Origin of the sequence: Bathymodiolus japonicus methanotrophic gill symbiont (assembly GCF_019721995.1) — a bacterium.
GTDB lineage: Bacteria > Pseudomonadota > Gammaproteobacteria > Methylococcales > Methylomonadaceae > Methyloprofundus.
In genome coordinates this window covers 185833-202726 of sequence record NZ_BLYC01000003.1, presented here as the reverse complement: position 1 = coordinate 202726, position 16894 = coordinate 185833, and the positions used below count along the sequence as shown (strand labels likewise).

18 protein-coding genes and 6 pseudogenes are annotated in these 16894 nt (G+C 44.2%); 11 read left to right on the top strand and 13 right to left on the bottom strand.

Features of this window, described 5'->3' with window-relative positions:
* Window positions 1-243 precede the first annotated feature (243 nt).
* A protein-coding gene (locus tag K6984_RS06135; protein ID WP_230987934.1) for an IS3 family transposase occupies window positions 244-1405 on the bottom strand; the annotation gives its coding sequence in 2 pieces (ribosomal slippage) (window positions 244-1141 and window positions 1140-1405; 1164 coding nt in all).
* A 145-nt stretch (window positions 1406-1550) separates the two neighbouring features.
* Here K6984_RS06135 and K6984_RS06130 point away from each other — a divergent pair.
* The 3 genes and pseudogenes from K6984_RS06130 to K6984_RS06120 all read left to right on the top strand — a co-directional run.
* On the top strand, window positions 1551-1772 hold the full coding sequence (locus K6984_RS06130) for a hypothetical protein (protein ID WP_221894695.1): 222 nt from the start codon (window positions 1551-1553) through the stop codon (window positions 1770-1772).
* Window positions 1773-1838: 66 nt separating this feature from the next.
* The gene (locus tag K6984_RS06125) at window positions 1839-2612 is read left to right on the top strand and encodes an IS1 family transposase (RefSeq protein ID WP_221894694.1); all 774 of its coding nucleotides are present in this window, start codon (window positions 1839-1841) and stop codon (window positions 2610-2612) included.
* Window positions 2608-3297, top strand: a pseudogene (locus K6984_RS06120) (IS701 family transposase); the annotation flags it as partial. The gene K6984_RS06125 and the pseudogene K6984_RS06120, both read left to right, overlap by 5 nt.
* 390 nt (window positions 3298-3687) lie before the next feature.
* On the opposite strand, the pseudogene K6984_RS06115 reads toward K6984_RS06120, so the two are convergent.
* Window positions 3688-4227, bottom strand: a pseudogene (locus tag K6984_RS06115) (type IV pilus twitching motility protein PilT); the annotation flags it as partial.
* A gap of 151 nt (window positions 4228-4378) precedes the next feature.
* Window positions 4379-4561 carry a hypothetical protein gene (locus K6984_RS06110; RefSeq protein ID WP_221894692.1) on the bottom strand — a complete coding sequence of 61 codons (183 nt, stop codon included), beginning with the start codon at window positions 4559-4561 and terminating at the stop codon, window positions 4379-4381.
* A 431-nt stretch (window positions 4562-4992) separates the two neighbouring features.
* Between K6984_RS06110 and K6984_RS06105 the strand changes: the two genes are divergently transcribed.
* Window positions 4993-5676, top strand: coding sequence for a YggS family pyridoxal phosphate-dependent enzyme (locus tag K6984_RS06105; RefSeq protein WP_221894691.1), 684 nt, complete (start codon window positions 4993-4995; stop codon window positions 5674-5676).
* Between the two features lie 55 nt (window positions 5677-5731).
* On the opposite strand, the gene K6984_RS06100 is transcribed toward K6984_RS06105, so the two are convergent.
* From K6984_RS06100 to K6984_RS06090, 3 genes are all read right to left on the bottom strand, one after another.
* Window positions 5732-5902 (bottom strand): hypothetical protein, encoded by a 171-nt coding sequence (locus K6984_RS06100; protein WP_221894837.1) that lies wholly within the window; start codon window positions 5900-5902, stop codon window positions 5732-5734.
* 190 nt (window positions 5903-6092) lie between these two features.
* Entirely contained in the window at window positions 6093-6269 is a 177-nt protein-coding gene (locus tag K6984_RS06095; protein WP_221894690.1) for a hypothetical protein, read from the bottom strand.
* Window positions 6270-6296: 27 nt separating this feature from the next.
* The gene (locus K6984_RS06090) at window positions 6297-6650 is read right to left on the bottom strand and encodes a hypothetical protein (RefSeq protein WP_221894689.1); all 354 of its coding nucleotides are present in this window, start codon (window positions 6648-6650) and stop codon (window positions 6297-6299) included.
* Between K6984_RS06090 and K6984_RS32700 the strand changes: the two genes are divergently transcribed.
* Window positions 6607-6729 (top strand): hypothetical protein, encoded by a 123-nt coding sequence (locus K6984_RS32700; protein WP_263458659.1) that lies wholly within the window; start codon window positions 6607-6609, stop codon window positions 6727-6729. The genes K6984_RS06090 and K6984_RS32700 overlap by 44 nt on opposite strands.
* On the opposite strand, the pseudogene K6984_RS36020 reads toward K6984_RS32700, so the two are convergent.
* The 3 genes and pseudogenes from K6984_RS36020 to K6984_RS06085 form a co-directional block, all read right to left on the bottom strand.
* Window positions 6711-7109, bottom strand: a pseudogene (locus K6984_RS36020) (IS1634 family transposase); the annotation flags it as partial. The gene K6984_RS32700 and the pseudogene K6984_RS36020 overlap by 19 nt on opposite strands.
* Window positions 7096-7230: a hypothetical protein gene (locus K6984_RS32695; protein WP_263458658.1), complete on the bottom strand. Its 135-nt coding sequence runs from the start codon at window positions 7228-7230 to the stop codon at window positions 7096-7098. The gene K6984_RS32695 and the pseudogene K6984_RS36020, both read right to left, overlap by 14 nt.
* 168 nt (window positions 7231-7398) lie before the next feature.
* A pseudogene (locus K6984_RS06085) lies at window positions 7399-8553 on the bottom strand (IS1634 family transposase); the annotation flags it as partial.
* A gap of 182 nt (window positions 8554-8735) precedes the next feature.
* On the opposite strand from K6984_RS06085, the gene K6984_RS06080 reads away from it, so the two are divergent.
* From K6984_RS06080 to K6984_RS06065, 4 genes and pseudogenes are all read left to right on the top strand, one after another.
* Window positions 8736-9281 carry an ABC transporter permease subunit gene (locus tag K6984_RS06080; protein WP_338024450.1) on the top strand — a complete coding sequence of 182 codons (546 nt, stop codon included), beginning with the start codon at window positions 8736-8738 and terminating at the stop codon, window positions 9279-9281.
* Window positions 9282-9314: 33 nt separating this feature from the next.
* Window positions 9315-10604: an IS630 family transposase gene (locus K6984_RS06075; RefSeq protein ID WP_221894686.1), complete on the top strand. Its 1290-nt coding sequence runs from the start codon at window positions 9315-9317 to the stop codon at window positions 10602-10604.
* Between the two features lie 44 nt (window positions 10605-10648).
* A pseudogene (locus K6984_RS06070) lies at window positions 10649-11167 on the top strand (ABC transporter permease subunit); the annotation flags it as partial.
* A gap of 204 nt (window positions 11168-11371) precedes the next feature.
* A complete protein-coding gene (locus K6984_RS06065; protein ID WP_221894685.1) occupies window positions 11372-12175 on the top strand; it encodes an IS701 family transposase in 804 nt (267 codons plus the stop codon).
* A gap of 139 nt (window positions 12176-12314) precedes the next feature.
* Here the strand turns inward: K6984_RS06065 and K6984_RS06060 are convergent, their stop codons facing one another.
* Together K6984_RS06060 and K6984_RS06055 are read right to left on the bottom strand one after the other, a co-directional pair.
* On the bottom strand, window positions 12315-12470 hold the full coding sequence (locus K6984_RS06060; protein ID WP_221894684.1) for a hypothetical protein: 156 nt from the start codon (window positions 12468-12470) through the stop codon (window positions 12315-12317).
* A gap of 168 nt (window positions 12471-12638) precedes the next feature.
* A complete protein-coding gene (locus K6984_RS06055; RefSeq protein ID WP_221894683.1) occupies window positions 12639-12782 on the bottom strand; it encodes a hypothetical protein in 144 nt (47 codons plus the stop codon).
* Window positions 12783-12951: 169 nt separating this feature from the next.
* Here K6984_RS06055 and K6984_RS06050 point away from each other — a divergent pair.
* Window positions 12952-13533, top strand: a pseudogene (locus K6984_RS06050) (transposase); the annotation flags it as partial.
* A 128-nt stretch (window positions 13534-13661) separates the two neighbouring features.
* Here the strand turns inward: K6984_RS06050 and K6984_RS06045 are convergent.
* On the bottom strand, window positions 13662-13802 hold the full coding sequence (locus K6984_RS06045) for a hypothetical protein (RefSeq protein WP_221894682.1): 141 nt from the start codon (window positions 13800-13802) through the stop codon (window positions 13662-13664).
* Between the two features lie 27 nt (window positions 13803-13829).
* Complete coding sequence (locus K6984_RS32690) at window positions 13830-13958, bottom strand: hypothetical protein (RefSeq protein ID WP_263458596.1); 129 nt, start codon at window positions 13956-13958, stop codon at window positions 13830-13832.
* Between the two features lie 214 nt (window positions 13959-14172).
* Between K6984_RS32690 and polA the strand changes: the two genes are divergently transcribed.
* Window positions 14173-16890: a DNA polymerase I gene (gene polA / locus K6984_RS06040; RefSeq protein ID WP_221894681.1), complete on the top strand. Its 2718-nt coding sequence runs from the start codon at window positions 14173-14175 to the stop codon at window positions 16888-16890.
* The last annotated feature ends 4 nt before the right edge of the window (window positions 16891-16894 follow it).

The window sequence follows — 16894 nt, the reverse complement described above, 5'->3', positions numbered from 1 at the left end:
ACCTCGTTCATGTTCATTTTACGCGATATTTTACTCCCGCTTCAAGATCATTTTTCCGAAACCACTTTAGGCCGCGAACGAGCCTCTCTGTTCGTTTACACGATCCTGTCCATTATCGTTCCTTTTACGTCATCAATGACTATAATACTCCCCATTGTCCAGACCAATTTATTAAATAGTTAAGATAGCCCTTCCCTTTTTATATTAATAATTTGTTATTATTGCGCCGCAGGCGTTTTGATACTACTCTTTGTCCACATGGAGTCCGCCTGCAGGGACTCTCACGTATAGACCGTTTTTTTTATAATAAACCTCCACTGGCGTTCGATAGTCCAAGGACTGATGAATTCGCCTGTGATTGTAAAATTCAAAATAGTCTTTCAGCCCTAAATATGCTTCATTCACTGTCTGAAAGTCATTCAGATAGACCTTTTCATACTTGACTGATCGCCACAATCGTTCAACAAAAATATTATCCAATGCGCGGCCTCTGCCATCCATGCTAACACGGATTCCTTTCTCCAATAAGGGCCCTGTAAATCGATTCGTTGTGAATTGACTTCCCTGGCCCGTATTAAAGATTTCACACTGTGATGAACTTAGTGTTTCATTAAGGGCTGCTATGCAAAAGTCTGCGTCCATTGTCGTACTTAACGCCCAATTAAGTACATATCGGCTATGCCAGTCAATAATGGCCATCAGATAGACAAAACCATGCTTCATGCGGATGTAGGTAATATCCGTACTCCAGACCTGATTGCATCGCTCGATCTGCAGGTTCCTCAGTAAATAAGGATAGATCTTATGCTCTGAGTTGCCATGACTTAGTCTTGGCTTTGGATATACCGCTTCCAGCCCCATCTGCCTTAGTAACCGTCTCACTCGCTTCGGATTGACCTGGTGCCCTTGAGATCTCAAATGCTCCGTCATTTTCAAGACACCGTAAAAGGGTGTTTCGGTATATTGTTTATCCAATTCATGCATCAGCATCAGGGTATAGTCATCTATGCCAACGGGTCGGTAATATAAACTTGACCTGTTGATGCTCAACAAGCAACACTGCTTTCTGATACTTAACTCTGAATGACCTGGCTCTATCCACATTTTTCGAGTCGCAAGTGGAAGAGTCATAGATTTTTTTTAGAAAATCATTCTCTACTTCCAGTTGCCCTATCTGCTTGTACAGATCGTCAACTAAAGCCTGCTGGTCATTATCCTGTTGTTTCCTTTTAGTCGAGAATGCTTCAGGAATAACCTCTAATACAGCTTTTTTCCAATTGTTGATTTGTGTTGCATGAATACCATATTTCGCGGTAATTTCAGCTCTTGTCTTTTCCCCTTTTAGTACGTCTAATACCACTTTTACTTTGGTTTGCGTACTATGCTTCTTCCGATTTATGGTCATTTCTTAATCCTCAGTTTTGAGGGCAAGATTCTATCTTAAATGCTGGTCTAGTTTTTGGGGATCATTATAGCTTTATGAAGGATGGGGGCGTGAGGCCAAACAATTAGATGAAGAGGGATCAAGCCGTGGCCTGATTCTGAGTCTTTTGTTTGACCATTGCCTTCTCCTTCACCCAGAGCAAATAGCCCGCATTGAAAGCAAACTACCTGCGTATACCGTAGGAAGCTTACAGCGCAAGTCTCAAATGGATGTACTGCTTGAGTTCATTACGTCATTGCTAGAGTTTCCAGATCCTGGTGATAAGCTGAAAGAGTTAGGTGAATTAATAAAGGATGTGTTTCAACTGATGCCATCAGGAAAACGGTAGTGGGTTAAACCTGTGTTTAGCATGAGAGCAATAGAATAAGAAAGTGATTTATTGCATAATTCCCTCATGAAATATTATCAAGAAATCACCTGCCCTAACTGTACTAATTCCAACCTGATGAAATCAGGTAGTAGCGATCGTGGTGTGCAGCGATATCGTTGCCAGACCACAGCTTGCTCAACCAACACCTTCATGTTGGAATATTGTTATAAAGCATGTGAATTTGGAACCAAAGAACACGTTGTCGAAATGGCTATCAATAGTAGTGGCACTCGAGACACGGCTAGGGTTCTTAAAATCAATAAAAATACGGTGACTCGTACTTTAAAAAACAAAGAAAACAGTCTTGTTCAAGTGAACCCTCTTTTTCAGACCTTTGATCAAGGGAAACCATTGGAAGTCAGACTAGAACAGGTCTGCTGTGATGAAGCCGAAATGGATGAACAGTGGTCTTTTGTAGGAAATAAAAGCAATCAACGCTGGCTATGGCATGCTGTTGATCATAAAACCAACACGGTACTCGCTTATGTTTTTGGCAAGCGTAAGGACATTGTTTTCAAAGAATTAAAAGCGTTACTTTTGCCTTTAAATATCAGTCGTTATTACACCGATGACTGGGGCGCTTATGAACGTCATCTCGATGCTGAGAAACATGAAATAGGTAAGAAAAACACCCAAAAAATTGAACGTAAAAACTTGAATTTTAGAGCATGGATAAAACGATTAACTCGTCGAACAATCTGCTTCTCTAAGTTAGAGAAAATGCATGATATTGTGATTGGTCTGTTAATAAATAAGGTGGAATTTGGCAGGGATATTCATGCAAAAACACAGATTTAACCCAGTTTACAAAGCTATCGGAAGCCAGTTTAATATTCTCTCTAGGTTAAGGTGCAATAATGTACTGTACGATCGTCCAGAAAAAAGAAAACCCAAGCAGAGGGGGCGGAATAAAAAGTACGGGCAGCGTCTGGGGGCAGCCACAGACATGGCAAAAAAAGTACAACAAAAGGCCCGATCGTATACCGTGAATCTCTATGGAAAACAGCGTGAAGTCAGGGCTTATAGTCGCGTTGTCATGCTGAAAACATTGAAACGACCCGTTCAGGTTGTCTGGGTGTTTCGTCGCACACAGTGGATTGCTTTGTTTACGACCGATCTAAGTTTATCCGTCACACAGATTATTGAGTATTATGGTGCGCGATGGAAAATAGAATCCGGGTTCAAAGAGCTCAAGCAAGACATAGGGAGTCAGAAAAGTCAGTGTCGAAATGCGCAGGCAGTGACCAACCATTTGAACTTCTGTATGATGGCAACAACGCTGACGTGGATTTACGCGGATCGTTTAAAAACCGATCCGGAACGTCGGCACAAAGTGAAGGGGCGAGCCAGTTTCGCCTTTTCAGATATCCGCCGCATCATTGCCGAAGCGGCTTTGGATCCGGATTTTGAAAGGGTTTGCCCCAAATACAGCAGCTCCCCTGTAAATTCGGTGGTAGCCGTTTTATTGCGAATGGTTGCTTGATGAATTTCTAAGCTGAAGTTTCCCAATAATTATTATGGTAAAATTGAAACTATGCTACAACTATATGAAAAAAAATAGTCTTTTCATTCGTTTCAAATGCTATTGCCTAAGGGGAATTAAGTAGGGGTTTGCTATAACTCGATGTTCAAGTTTTTTAACTGATTGATTTTATTGATAATTTTACTGACAAAGAAAGCATCAACATCATTGTAAATCAATCACTTATAAAACAAAGCCGTAAAAATTTACTTTTCTTAGCCCAGTTATAGCTGAAAACTTGAACATCGAGTATAAGCATGGCAAAACCACCTAAAATAAACCTCGATACACCAGCATTGTGTATTTCAGCTACTCAATAATTGGGAAACTTCAGTTTCTAAGAAACTTCAGTCTATGTACTTCTCTCTGGTTAATAAGGCATTTTTGACTGGTATGCAAGAACTCGATAGGGTCTTCGATAGTTAAAATATGCTCATAACGGTTGAGGTTGATATGATTAATCATCGCCGCCAGAGTCGTTGATTTACCCGACCCAGTAGGTCCTGTGACTAAAACTAGCCCGCGTGTTTTTTCCGTTAAAGTGGTAAAAAACTTTGGTGCGTCCAGGTCTTCCAGGGAGGAAATTTCAGAGGGAATAGTACGAAATACAGCCGCTGCACCACGCTCCTGATTAAAGGCATTCACACGAAAACGAGCCAGGTCGGGTAAGGCAAAAGAGAAATCAGTTTCAAAGAACTCTTCGTAATCACGCCGTTGCTTGTCGTTCATTATGTCATAAATAAGCGCATGTACCTGTTTATGGTTGAATGCATCGATATTAACCCGGCGTATATCGCCATCAACTCGAATCATGGGCGGAAGGCCGGCAGATAAATGTAAATCCGAGGCACCATTTTTTACAGAAAACGCAAGTAATTCAGCAATATCCATTGAGACTCGAGGTAGAATGAGAAAATATTATAAATGTCTTTGTTTACTGAAGTTTCCCAATTATTGAGTAGCTGAAATACACAATGCTGGTGTATCGAGGTTTATTTTAGGTGGTTTTGCCATCGCTGAAAATCATGGAAACGGAGCTTAGCTAAGTGGTGATTTTTAGTCCCTGATAGGCGACAGGGCAATTCGCTGATTCGACGTGTGCTAGCAGCACGCGAGAGGAGCAAGAATTGCATTCCGAATAGCCGTCCAGCCAGTGAGGTAGTAATGACGAAGCGGCTTTTGTGCGTAGTCGTTGCGGACGCAGGGCGTTCAGGGCATCTCCCATCCGCTGCGTAGGTGAACGAATTATGGCGACAGGAGTCCCGGAATTTCGTGAGGTAGCATGGCGCGCCTAGTTTATAGCAAACCCCTACTTAATTCCCCTTAGGCAATAGCATTTGAAACGAATGAAAAGACTATTTCTTTCATATAGTTGTAGCATAGTTTCAATTTTACCATAAATAATTATTGGGAAACTTCAGTTTGTTTATACCATAGCTTATGCTGTTGTTTTTTTAAAGTATACTTCGCGCCTTGAACGGGTGGGTTTTATTGCCAGATGACGATCAGTGAAAGTAACGCGCTGAAATAGCCGTATACCAGTAATTTTACAATCTCAGTTATAATGACAGATGGCAACTGCAGGTAATAGAAAGCCGCAACCGTGGCTGTGTGAAAGTATTAATGCTAATTAAATCGGGATGGTAAATTTTAGGTATGACATCAATTGCTAATCAATTAAACCAGATTAACGCTGAAATCCGTCACGCGGAGGCTGGTGCACAGCGCAGAGAATTTTCCGTGCAACTACTTGCGGTGAGTAAAACCAGGCCAGCTACAGATATTATCAAAGCATATCAGGCAGGGCAGAGGCAGTTTGGCGAAAGTTATTTGCAGGAAGCACTGCTAAAGCAAAAAGAACTGAGCTGCTACCAAATATGCTGGCATTTTATTGGTCCTATACAGTCGAATAAAACGCGGCAAATTGCGGCGCACTTTAGCTGGGTGCATAGTGTAGACCGGTTGAAAATTGCCCGGCGGCTAAGTGAGCAACGCGCAGAAAATTTGCCACCACTTAATATCTGTTTGCAAATTAATATCAGCAACGAGCCGAGTAAGTCAGGGTTTCAACTAGCTGAGCTGGCAGGTGCAGTCGCACAGATTTCAGAGTTGCCAAATCTTAAATTGCGCGGGGTAATGGCGATTCCTCAGCCAGCAACCGATTATCAGCAGCAGTGTGAGCCATATTACCAATTATATCAGGCGGTAAAGGCGTTACACCGCCCCGAAATAGATACTTTTTCCTTTGGTATGAGTGGCGACCTTAAAGCAGCAATTGCGCAAGGTGCAAGCATAGTGCGAGTTGGTACGGCATTGTTTGGCCGTCGACCGGGTAACTAAGTTCTTACCGTGAAATATATGTATCATGCGGACTAAAGTCCGCTCTTGCCCTGCGCTATGATTTTCTATCATCAGCGGTCATTAAGCGTGCCGCTAGATTATGGTCAGAAAATTTTTCTAGAGCGTGGCCGACCTGGCTACAGCGGCCGCCATTGCGGGCATAATTGGCGCTAAATTCATCAATAAAAATAAGTACGGTGTGGTCTATTAAACTGAAGTTTCCCAATTATTGAGTAGCTGAAATACACAATGCTGGTGTATCGAGGTTTATTTTAGGTGGTTTTGCCATGTTTATAGTAAACCCCTACTTAATTCCCCTTAGGCAATAGCATTTGAAACGAATGAAAAGACTATTTTTTTCATATAGTTGTAGCATAGTTTCAATTTTACCATAAATAATTATTGGGAAACTTCAGTTAAATAGCCACCGGAAAAATCAAAGATAATATGCTTGCCTTGCGCCTGCTCGTTCGCTGAAAATCCTGGAAACGGAGCTTTAGCGAAGTGAAGATTTTTAGTCCGCGATAGCCGTAGGGCCGTTGTTTTTTCGGAGTCTGAGCGTTAGCGAAGGTGGAGACAAAATAAAAGGCCATCCGACACGGCGTCAAGTCATTTGGAGCCTATGTTCCGACCCCTTGTTGGGTCGGGACGAGGTGACGAGGACGAATCGGGGCCGCCGGAGGCATAAGTGGTCGCGTTAAGTTTTTGCTGCTTGCTTGGGCTGGGATGCCCAAAACAAGCTTTCGCAAAAATAGCGACTCCCCGATGAAAATCATGGAAACGTAGCTTAGCGAAGTGGTGATTTTTAGTCCCTGATAGGCGACAGGGCAATTCGCTGATTCGACGTGTGCTAGCAGCACGCGAGAGGAGCAAGAATTGCATTCCGAATAGCCGTCCAGCCAGTGAGGTAGTAATGACGAAGCGGCTTTTGTGCGTAGTCGTTGCGGACGCAGGGCGTTCAGGGCATCTCCCATCCGCTGCGTAGGTGAACGAATTATGGCGACAGGAGTCCCGGAATTTCGTGAGGTAGCATGGCGCGCCTGTTTTTTGTGATAGACAGGGAGCAAGCCTAGCTCGGTTTTCAGGCTTCTAAAGGTCGCTTCAATCTCAGTCAGCATGGTATAGGTTAGCCATAACTGTTCTTCCGACCAGTCAGGGATATTCGTTCTTAGGCAGTAAACACCACAGTGCTTATCTTTTTGGTCACTTTCAGGCTTACGTTGCCATTCTATACCGATGGCTTTGTTTTTTTTGTCATCCGCGATAACGTTAATGGTGTAATCTGCAGCAACACGGCTATGTTTTTCACGTAGTCGTCCGATACGTTCCAGTATTTTGTCGTATTTTTTAAGGGTGCCTTTTTTGCTCAGACCTGTGTGCAGTTTTTCCAGGGCCTCTTCCAGACGAGCATGGAAGCGATTACGGATACCTTCGCTGAAAATCAGGGAAACGGAGCCTAAGCGAAGTGAAGATTTTTAGTCCGCGATAGCCGTAGGGCCGTTGTTTTGTCGGAGTCTGAGCGTTAGGGAAGGTGGAGACAAAATAAAAGGCCATCCGACACGGCGTCAAGTCATTTGGAGCCTATGTTCCGACCCCTTGTTGGGTCGGGACGAGGTGACGAGGACGAATCGGGGCCGCCGGAGGCATTAGTGGTCGCGTTAAGTTTTTGCCGCTTGCTTGGGCTGGGATGCCCAAAACAAGCTTTCGCAAAAATAGCGACTCCCCGCGTTCTTTTTTTGCTTTTTGTTCTGAATGACAATAGAGTCGGGTTTCCCCGGTTTCTTGACCAACTTCACGATAAACAACAACATTGCTGTCCCAGGTATCCCTGACCGCTACCGGAGTTTTCTGATCTCTTGGGTTTTTTACATGTTGTTCTCGACTGACAACGAGATAATGATAATCTTGTTCGATTAACCAGGCAATATTGTCAGCGCTGGCAATGCCGGCATCCATGATAACCACCGGCTTTATTTGATGAAAGGGATCCTTGTCTCGCAGTTCGTCAAGCATCAGTTTCAAGGTCGCGGGCTCACTGGCGTTGCCGGGAAAAACCTGACTACTCAATGGAAAGCCGTCACCATCCAGAACCAGCCCCAGAGTAACCAACGGGCAATCAGTGCGTTTCTCTTTAGAGCGACCGAATTTCGCTTTCGGGTTTCGGGCGCACTGGCCTTCAAAATAAGTATTGGTCAGATCGTACAATACAATCTTGCGGTTTAAATTGAACAACGTCTGCTCTCGGTCAGCCAGAAAATATTCAAGAGTTGCCTGATGTTTGAGTAGCTTGTCACTGACTGTATATAATCGCGTCAGGCTGGTGTTACCGTAGTCATGACCCAGTAATTCGCCCAGGCCTGTTTGATTTTGCAACCAGTCATGTGTTTGCAGTTCACTGCCGGGTGAAACCATACGTCCTATGATAGTGCCCAGGGCCGTCGCCGTATCTACTTTATTAAAGCCCAGCGCCATGAGTTTTTCGTCTAGCTGTAACTGCTGTGCGGCATGCAGTGCCAGGATTCCAACACCAATACTACGGGTATTAATGGCTTCGACATGATTAATATCGACATGATGAAAATCTCGCGTTGTTGTTTTTGAATCTAGCGGTTGTGACAGTTTTGCAGTCATCAGTGAGCTATAGCGCTGGGCTGTTGCTTCCAGAAGTTGATTTAAATCATCGGCTAAATTGAATAGCTCTTCCTGATGTGGTTCCAAACCTTGCTGTAATTGTTCGATTCTGGCCGTCAGCAAGGGCCAGTACTTTTTATCAATCGTAAAGTCCGCACCTATATTGAGCAATGTACGTTGCTTGACTTGTTTTCCTATACGCACAGATTCTACAATGCGGTAAGTGAAATAAGCTGAGCCGTCTTCCGCTAAAAATCTTCACTTCGCTAAAGCTCCGTTTCCAGGATTTTCAGCGAGGGATTTTTACGATGAATTTTTAATGCGGATTATAAATCAATGACTTGAAGAGATAAAAGTGACGAAGATAGGTTAAGGAAACTATAGGACTGGTTTTCGCATTACAAAATATGCATAGCAGTGACCGGACTTTGCGCCTGGCTGCCATTGAGTCACTGAAATACAAAACTAGTTTGGAAGCATTGAATCGCTTAAAAGCGCTAAATGATAAAGATAGCGAGGGCAACTATCTCGAAACAGATAAACATGTGCGTCAATTAGCACGTTCAGCCGTGGTTAAAATTGAATCGCGACTACAATTTTATGCCACCATAGAAACCATTTTTTTCGGTTTAAGCCTGGGTGCAGTCCTAGTTTTGGCAGCAATCGGGCTGGCTATTACCTTTGGGGTGATGGGCGTGATCAATATGGCGCATGGCGAACTGATGATGTTAGGTGCTTACACCACATATGTTATGCAGCAGATTATGCCTGATAATTTGGGCTTATCATTGCTATTCGCCGTACCGGCGGCGTTTATGGTGTCGGGAATTGTCGGTATTGGCATTGAGCGTGGCATAATCCGCTTTCTTTATGGTCGTCCACTGGAAACTCTGCTGGCTACTTTTGGTGTTATAGACTTTCAGAAAATTAATTTCCGAACAAACAAAAACGACAGAGGGGAAACTGGCTTATAATTTTCGTCCCAACACTAACGGAAACAGTCAAAAATGGTATCCCTCACTTTTTCAAAGTCAATTGTAGACCGACTAAAAAAAAATATGGCGACAGCTCTCAAGCTAAGTAATATTTGTTTATATCGATTAACTCAAGCTCTACTCTGGTTCAGTGAATGCATGGGAATCAAAGAAATAGCACGCCTAATGGGAGTCTGTGAAAAAACCATTATAAATTGGCTGAAAACATTCATGCATAAAGGTGTCGGTTGGTTAATAGGGCAACACTATCAAGGACGTGGTCGGAAGTCAAAGTTAACTAAAGACCAGAAAAATAAATTGGTTGAGTTGATAAAGAAAGGCCCAGAAGACAATGGATTTCATTGTGGAATATGGAATACTGCGATGATTGCCGAGCTTATTTGGTTAAAACTTGAAGTTCGTTATAACTTGAACTATTTATCAAGCCTAATGAAAAAACTGGGCTTCAGTTATCAAAAAGCTCGTTTTGTGACTGATCGCCAAGAAGAAGAAAAGTACGAGCTTGAAAGAAAAACGTGGCTGGAAGAAACATTGCCTGCCATTATGGAAAAGGCGGTAGAAGAAAAGAGTGTCGTTTTATTCGGTGATGAGGTGTCATTTGCTATGTGGGGTTCATTGGCACGAACCTGGGCTCCAATAGGAGAGCAACCCACAGTGAAAACATCAGGGATTCGAAAAGGGTTGAAAATGTTTGGTACGATCGAACTCGAAGGAGGGAGTTTTCAATACCGAGAATCATTGGCTTATGAGATAAAACCAAAGTCACTTAGACTTTTAAAAGAAGCTGGGCTGCCTCAAGAATTTTTAGCTATTCTTAAAAGCTTAAAAAATGAGAAATATCCAACACAGAAGCTTTTTATGGAAGCGATATATTCTATTGCCGACAACGTCTTAATCGAGAGTTATAAGCCAATGATATTACAACACGCTGAAACATCTGGGCGTTTTAATGGTGAAAGCTATGTTGAGTTTTTAACACAATTGCTGGCTTATTATAAAGGCAAGATTATTCTAATTGAAGATGGTGCCCCGTATCATGGAAGCGGTGTTATTAAGGAATTTAAGTTAGCTAATGTAGATCGTTTGACAGTAGAACGTCTCCCTGCGTTCTCGCCGGATTTTAATCCGATTGAGAAATTATGGAAAAATACGAAACGCGATTCGACTCATATGAAGTATTTTAAAACTTTTGAAGATCTTCATGATTCAGTTGTGCAAACTTTTAACACTTATATGCATGATGCCAGTAAAGTGATTTGTGTTATGCAAAAATTGCGGGAAGATTTCGTTGTTACCGCCTAAGTTTAAGCGCTCCAAATTTGGAAATTATTTATCTGAGAAACTATAGTTTAGTTTTACAGCAAGCAGTACGTTCTATTTTCTCACCTTTAAATAGAAGCGTATCGACCCCGGAGTTTATGAGTGGTTCTTTGCAAATTAATGACTTTCTGTCTTTTACCTGGAACCGGATGTATATTCTAATTTTCTGTTTTATGGTCTTTGCCATGTTGCTACAGATTTTTAAGAAAACGCGTCTGGGGCTGGAAGTCAGAGCGGTATCGCAGAATCGTAATATGGCTAAAGAAATGGGCATTCCAACCGACCGGGTAGATGCGATGACCTTTGGTCTAGGCTCTGGTGTTGCCGGGATTGCAGGTGTGGGACTTAGCCAGATTACCAATGTTGGGCCTAATCTGGGTCAGGCGTATATCGTGGATTCATTTATGGTGGTGGCCTTTGGCGGCGTAGGCAATTTGTGGGGAACGCTGGTTGCCGGCTTCTCGCTAGGTATAGCCAATAAAGTGATTGAGCCTTATGCGGGTGCTGTATTAGCGAAGATACTGGTGCTGGTATTTATTATCTGAAGTTTCCTGGTTTTTAAAGCATAAGAATATCAGCTAATGCTTATTTTTCTGAAATATTAGATATTACTAATATTAATGGCATTCCGTTGACTAAAAGCCTTGAATTATTGTTAAAAACAATAGGTTAATCGTGAATGAGGCCTAGTTTTAGTGTATAATGAAAGTTTCTAACACGTTGATTATACAAGCAAACCGGCCTCATTCATGTCCATTTTACGCGATACTTTACTTCCGCTTCAAGATCATTTTTCCAAAACCACTTTAGGCCGCGAACGAGCCTCTCTGTTTGTTTACATGATCCTGTCTATTATCGTTCCCTTTACGTCGTCGATGACATCTAATCTTTGGCGTTGCCTTGATACGTTGTTTGGGTTTGAGATCAAGAATAAGCGCTTTTACACTTTCATGGCTTCTTCAACTTTGCCGTGGGCTGGGCTGTGGAAAACTATCTGGGAGCTGATTCCGTCTCCTGAAACAGATGGGCGCATATTGGTTGCACTGGATGACTCCATTATCACTAAAGTAGGCAAGAAGATCTTCGGCTGTGAAGCCATTTTTGACCACGCGGCCAAATCGAATCAAAGCAAATATCCATGGGCACAAAACATTGTATCGGTAGGGTTGCTGAAACAGGTCAAAGGTCGCTGGGCGTGCTTATTTTTAGATTTCCGATTTTATCTGCCCTTAAAAACAATTCAGGCAAAAAAAGAAACCGCCACGATAAGAGGTGATGTCGTTCCTTTCCAGACCAAGATGGCTCAGGCGGCTCAAATGCTGATTGCAATTGCAGAACATTTTTCCACCGCTCCGATATTGACAGTCACTGATAGCTGGTTTGGCAACAATGGCCTATGGAAGCCTGTTTACAAAGCTATCGGAAGCCGGTTTAATATTCTCTCTAGGTTAAGGTGCAATAATGTACTGTACGATCGTCCAGAAAAAAGAAAACCCAAGCAGAGCAGGCGCGCCATGCTACCTCACGAAATTCCGGGACTCCTGTCGCCATAATTCCTTCACCTACGCAGCGGATGGGAGATGCCCTGAACGCCCTGCGTCCGCCGCTTAAAATCAGGGAAACGGAGCCTAAGCGGAGTGATGATTTTTAGTCCCTGGTAGGCGACAGGGCAATTCGCTGATCCGAAGTGCGCTAGTAGCGCGCGAGGGAGGCAAGCGCTGTCAGCCCCGGACGGGCTGATAGTCTCCAGAAGGCGCAGGGAAATTTGCCAATCCGAAGTGCGCGATAGCGCGCGAGGGAGGCTAAAATTTTATCCCGAATAGCCGTAGAGCCATTTGTGGTAGCCATCACTGAGCTGCTTTGTGCTCAGTCTGTGGCGGACGCAGGGCGGCTGGAGCATCTCCTATTCGCTGCGTAGGTGAACGAATTACGGCGACAGGAGTCCCGGAATTTCGTGAGGTAGCATGGCGCGCCTGAATTGCATTCCGAATAGCCGTCCAGCCATTTGAGGTAGTCTTAACTGAGCAGGGTTTTGTGCGTAGTTGAGACGGACGCAGGGCGACCAGGGCATCTCCCATTCGCTGCGTAGGCGAATGAATGTTGGTGACAGGAGTCCCAGAATGTTGTGAGGTAGCATGGCGCGCCTGAACGACTACGCACAAAAGCCGCTTCGTCATTACTACCTCACTGGCTGGACGGCTATTCGGAATGCAATTCTTGCTCCTCTCGCGTGCTGCTAGCACACGTCGAATCAGCGAATTGCCCTGTCGCCTATCAGGGACTAAAAATCACCACTTCGCTAAGCTCCGTTTCCATGATTTTCAGCGGGGGGCGGAATAAAAAGTACGGGCAGCGTCTGGGGTCAGCCACAGACATGGCAAAAACAGTACAACAAAAGGCCCGATCGTATACCGTGAATCTCTATGGAAAACAGCGTGAAGTCAGGGCTTATAGTCGCGTTGTCATGCTGAAAACATTGAAACGACCCGTTCAGGTTGTCTGGGTGTTTCGTCGCACACAGTGGATTGCTTTGTTTACGACCGATCTAAGTTTATCCGTCACACAGATTATTGAGTATTATGGTGCGCGATGGAAAATCGAATCCGGGCTCAAAGAGCTCAAGCAAGACATAGGGAGTCAGAAAAGTCAGTGTCGAAATGCGCAGGCAGTGACCAACCATTTGAACTTCTGTATGATGGCAACAACGCTGACGTGGATTTACGCGGATCGTTTAAAAACCGATCCGGAACGTCGGCACAAAGTGAAGGGGCGAGCCAGTTTCGCCTTTTCAGATATCCGCCGCATCATTGCCGAAGCGGCTTTGGATCCGGATTTTGAGAGGGTTTGCCCCAAATACAGCAGCTCCCCTGTAAATTCGGTGGTAGCCGTTTTATTGCGAATGGTTGCTTGATGAATTTCTAAGAAACTTCAGTCAGTTAGGTTAAGGTTAATTATTCCATCGCTCGCCAGAAAGAGTACTGAGAGAGTGTAATAGCCTTAGCTATTGCCGTTACTTAAAATGTAAAAAGCCTAAAAAAGCTAGAGTTTTTTACACCTGCGCTGAAAATCCTGGAAACGGAGCTTTAGCGAAGTGAAGATTTTTAGTCCGCGATAGCCGTAGGGCCGTTGTTTTGTCGGAGTCTGAGCGTTAGCGAAGGTGGAGACAAAATAAAAGGCCATCCGACACGGCGTCAAGTCATTTGGAGCCTATGTTCCGACCCCTTGTTGGGTCGGGACAAGGTGACGAGGACGAATCGGGGCCGCCGGAGGCATAAGTGGTCGCGTTAAGTTTTTGCTGCTTGCTTGGGCTGGGATGCCCAAAACAAGCTTTCGCAAAAATAGCGACTCCCCGATTTGAGTGTTTTATTCGATTATTTATAATGAGCAATAGGAAAGTTTATGAGTGCTTATCAAACAAGTAAAAAGGTGAGATACATCACCTCAATTATTTTTATACTATTTATGGCGTTTATTGTCGGGGGTTCTTATCTTGCCCAGCAAAATCAGATAACGACTGATAATACGACAACTTTTTAATCGTTTGATACCTATGTCAAAAAAACTCCTGCTGATTGATGGTTCCTCTTTTCTATTCCGTGCCTATCACGCGGTTCCTCCGCTAAGTAATGCCGAAGGCCTGCCGACCAATGCGATTTTTGGAGTCGCAAATATGTTGCGCCGATTAATCAAAGATCATAAAACCGACTATTTTACCGTGGTCTTTGATGCGCCCGGAGGCACATTTAGAAATGAGCTTTATAGTGAATATAAGGCGCATCGACCACCCATGCCAGATGACTTGCGGGTACAAATTCAGCCCTTGCATGATTTAATTGTCGCCATGGGCGTGCCGCTGATTATGGAAACAGGAGTGGAAGCCGATGATGTGCTGGGCGCATTAGCGCAGATGGCTGTGCAGGAGGGCTTTAATGTGGTGATCTCAACTGGCGATAAGGATATGGCGCAATTAGTGAATGAGCAGATTACTCTGGAAAATACCATGTCCAACACAACAATGGATATTCAGGGTGTTATAGACAAGTTTGGCGTAACACCAGCGCAAATTATCGATTATTTAGCCCTAATGGGAGATACTGCAGATAATATCCCCGGAGTGCCTAAGGTAGGGCCAAAAACAGCAGCAAAATGGTTGGCTCAATATCAGACGCTTGATAACTTGATAGCTAATGCGCATGAGATTAAAGGTAAAGTAGGAGATAGCTTGCGTGCCAGCCTGGTCGATCTGCCGTTATCCAAACAGCTGACGACGATAAAATGCGATCTGGGGTTACCCTATAAAATAGAAGATTTACGTTGTAAACAGGTAGATAATGCCGAGTTACAGGAACGCGTGGAAGCTTTGGGGCTTTCTGCATGGTCAAAAGAGTTACTGCGGGCGCCAGTGACCCAACAAGCACTGGCTCCTGAATCTGAAGCTCCAGTGGAGACAGCAGTAGTGGCTACAGAATATGCAATGATTGTAAGCTGGGATCAGTTTGATCACTGGCTGGATAAATTAACCGCAGCAAAGCTGTTTGCTTTTGATACCGAAACCACCAGCCTGGATTATAGCGAGGCTGAGATTGTAGGTGTGTCTTTTGCTGTTACCGAGGGCGAGGCTGCGTATATACCTTTAGCGCATGATTACCCCGATGCTCCTGAACAATTGCCGCGGGATGCGGTGTTGCAGAAATTAAAGCCCTTATTAGAGGATCCCCAACAAGCGAAAGTGGGGCAAAATTTAAAATATGATGCCAATGTGCTGGCTAATTATGCGATTAAATTGCAGGGAATAGCTGAAGATACCATGCTGGAATCCTATGTGCTGAATAGCACGTTAACCCGGCATAATATGGATGGTCTGGCGAAAACCTACTTGCAGCGAAAAACCACACACTATGAAGATGTTGCGGGAAAGGGCACAAAACAGATAGGCTTTGCTGAAGTGTCAGTGGAACAGGCTGCAGAATATGCGGCAGAAGATGCTGATATTACCCTGGCTTTGCACCATGTGCTGGCGCCAAAGCTGGCTGAACATCCAGCGCTGGTTGACCTCTATCGCAATATAGAGCTGCCGGTATTAAGCGTTTTATCGCGTATGGAGCGTAATGGAGTGCTGATAGACAGTGATATGTTGGCGCAGCAGAGTATGGAACTGGCAAATCATATTATGGCGATAGAGCAGCAGGCGCATGAAATGGCTGGGCGGAGCTTTAATATCGCCTCGCCCAAGCAAATCCAGCATGTGCTATATGATCAGTTAAAACTCCCGGTATTAAAGAAAACCCCAAAAGGCCAGCCATCTACGGCTGAGTCGGTATTGCAGGAGTTAGCAGAAGAATATCCGCTACCGGAGCTGATCTTAAAACACCGTAGTATGAGTAAGCTGAAATCAACTTATACCGATAAATTGCCATTGCAAATCAGCGCTAAAACGGGGCGGGTACATACCTCGTATCATCAGGCCGTTGCAGCTACAGGACGTTTATCTTCTTCTAATCCAAATTTGCAAAATATCCCGGTGCGTAGCGCAGAGGGTCGGCGAATTCGCCAGGCGTTTGTAGCGCCAGAAGGATATACAATAGTGGCTGCTGATTATTCGCAAATCGAATTGCGTATTATGGCGCATTTATCCGGTGATGCGGGTTTGCTGGATGCCTTTTCCAAGGGTGAAGATATTCATAAGGCAACGGCTGCCGAGGTGTTTGCCGTGAACCTGGAACAAGTCACAGCTGATTTACGCCGTTCTGCCAAAGCGATTAACTTTGGCCTGATTTATGGCATGTCAGCGTTTGGTCTGGCCAAACAGCTGGGTTTGGGACGTAATCAGGCGCAGGAATATATTGATTTATATTTTTCTCGATACCCGGGTGTTAAGCAGTATATGGATGATACCCGCGAACTGGCGAAAGAGCAGGGCTATGTTGAGACCTTATGGGGGCGGCGCTTATACTTGCCTGAAATTCATTCAAAAAATGCTGCGCGCAGACAGTATGCAGAACGCACCGCAATCAATGCGCCTATGCAGGGAAGTGCAGCGGATATTATTAAGCTGGCGATGATTGCAGCAGATGCCTGGTTACAGGAACAGCAAACCGATGCCAAAATGATTATGCAGGTGCATGATGAGCTGGTCTTTGAAATTGCGCATGATAAAGTAGAAGACTACAGCACGATCATTAGAAGGCTGATGTCTGGAGCGGCTACATTAGATGTGCCCTTACTGGTGGATATAGGCGTAGGGATAAACTGGGATGAAGCGCATTAAAATA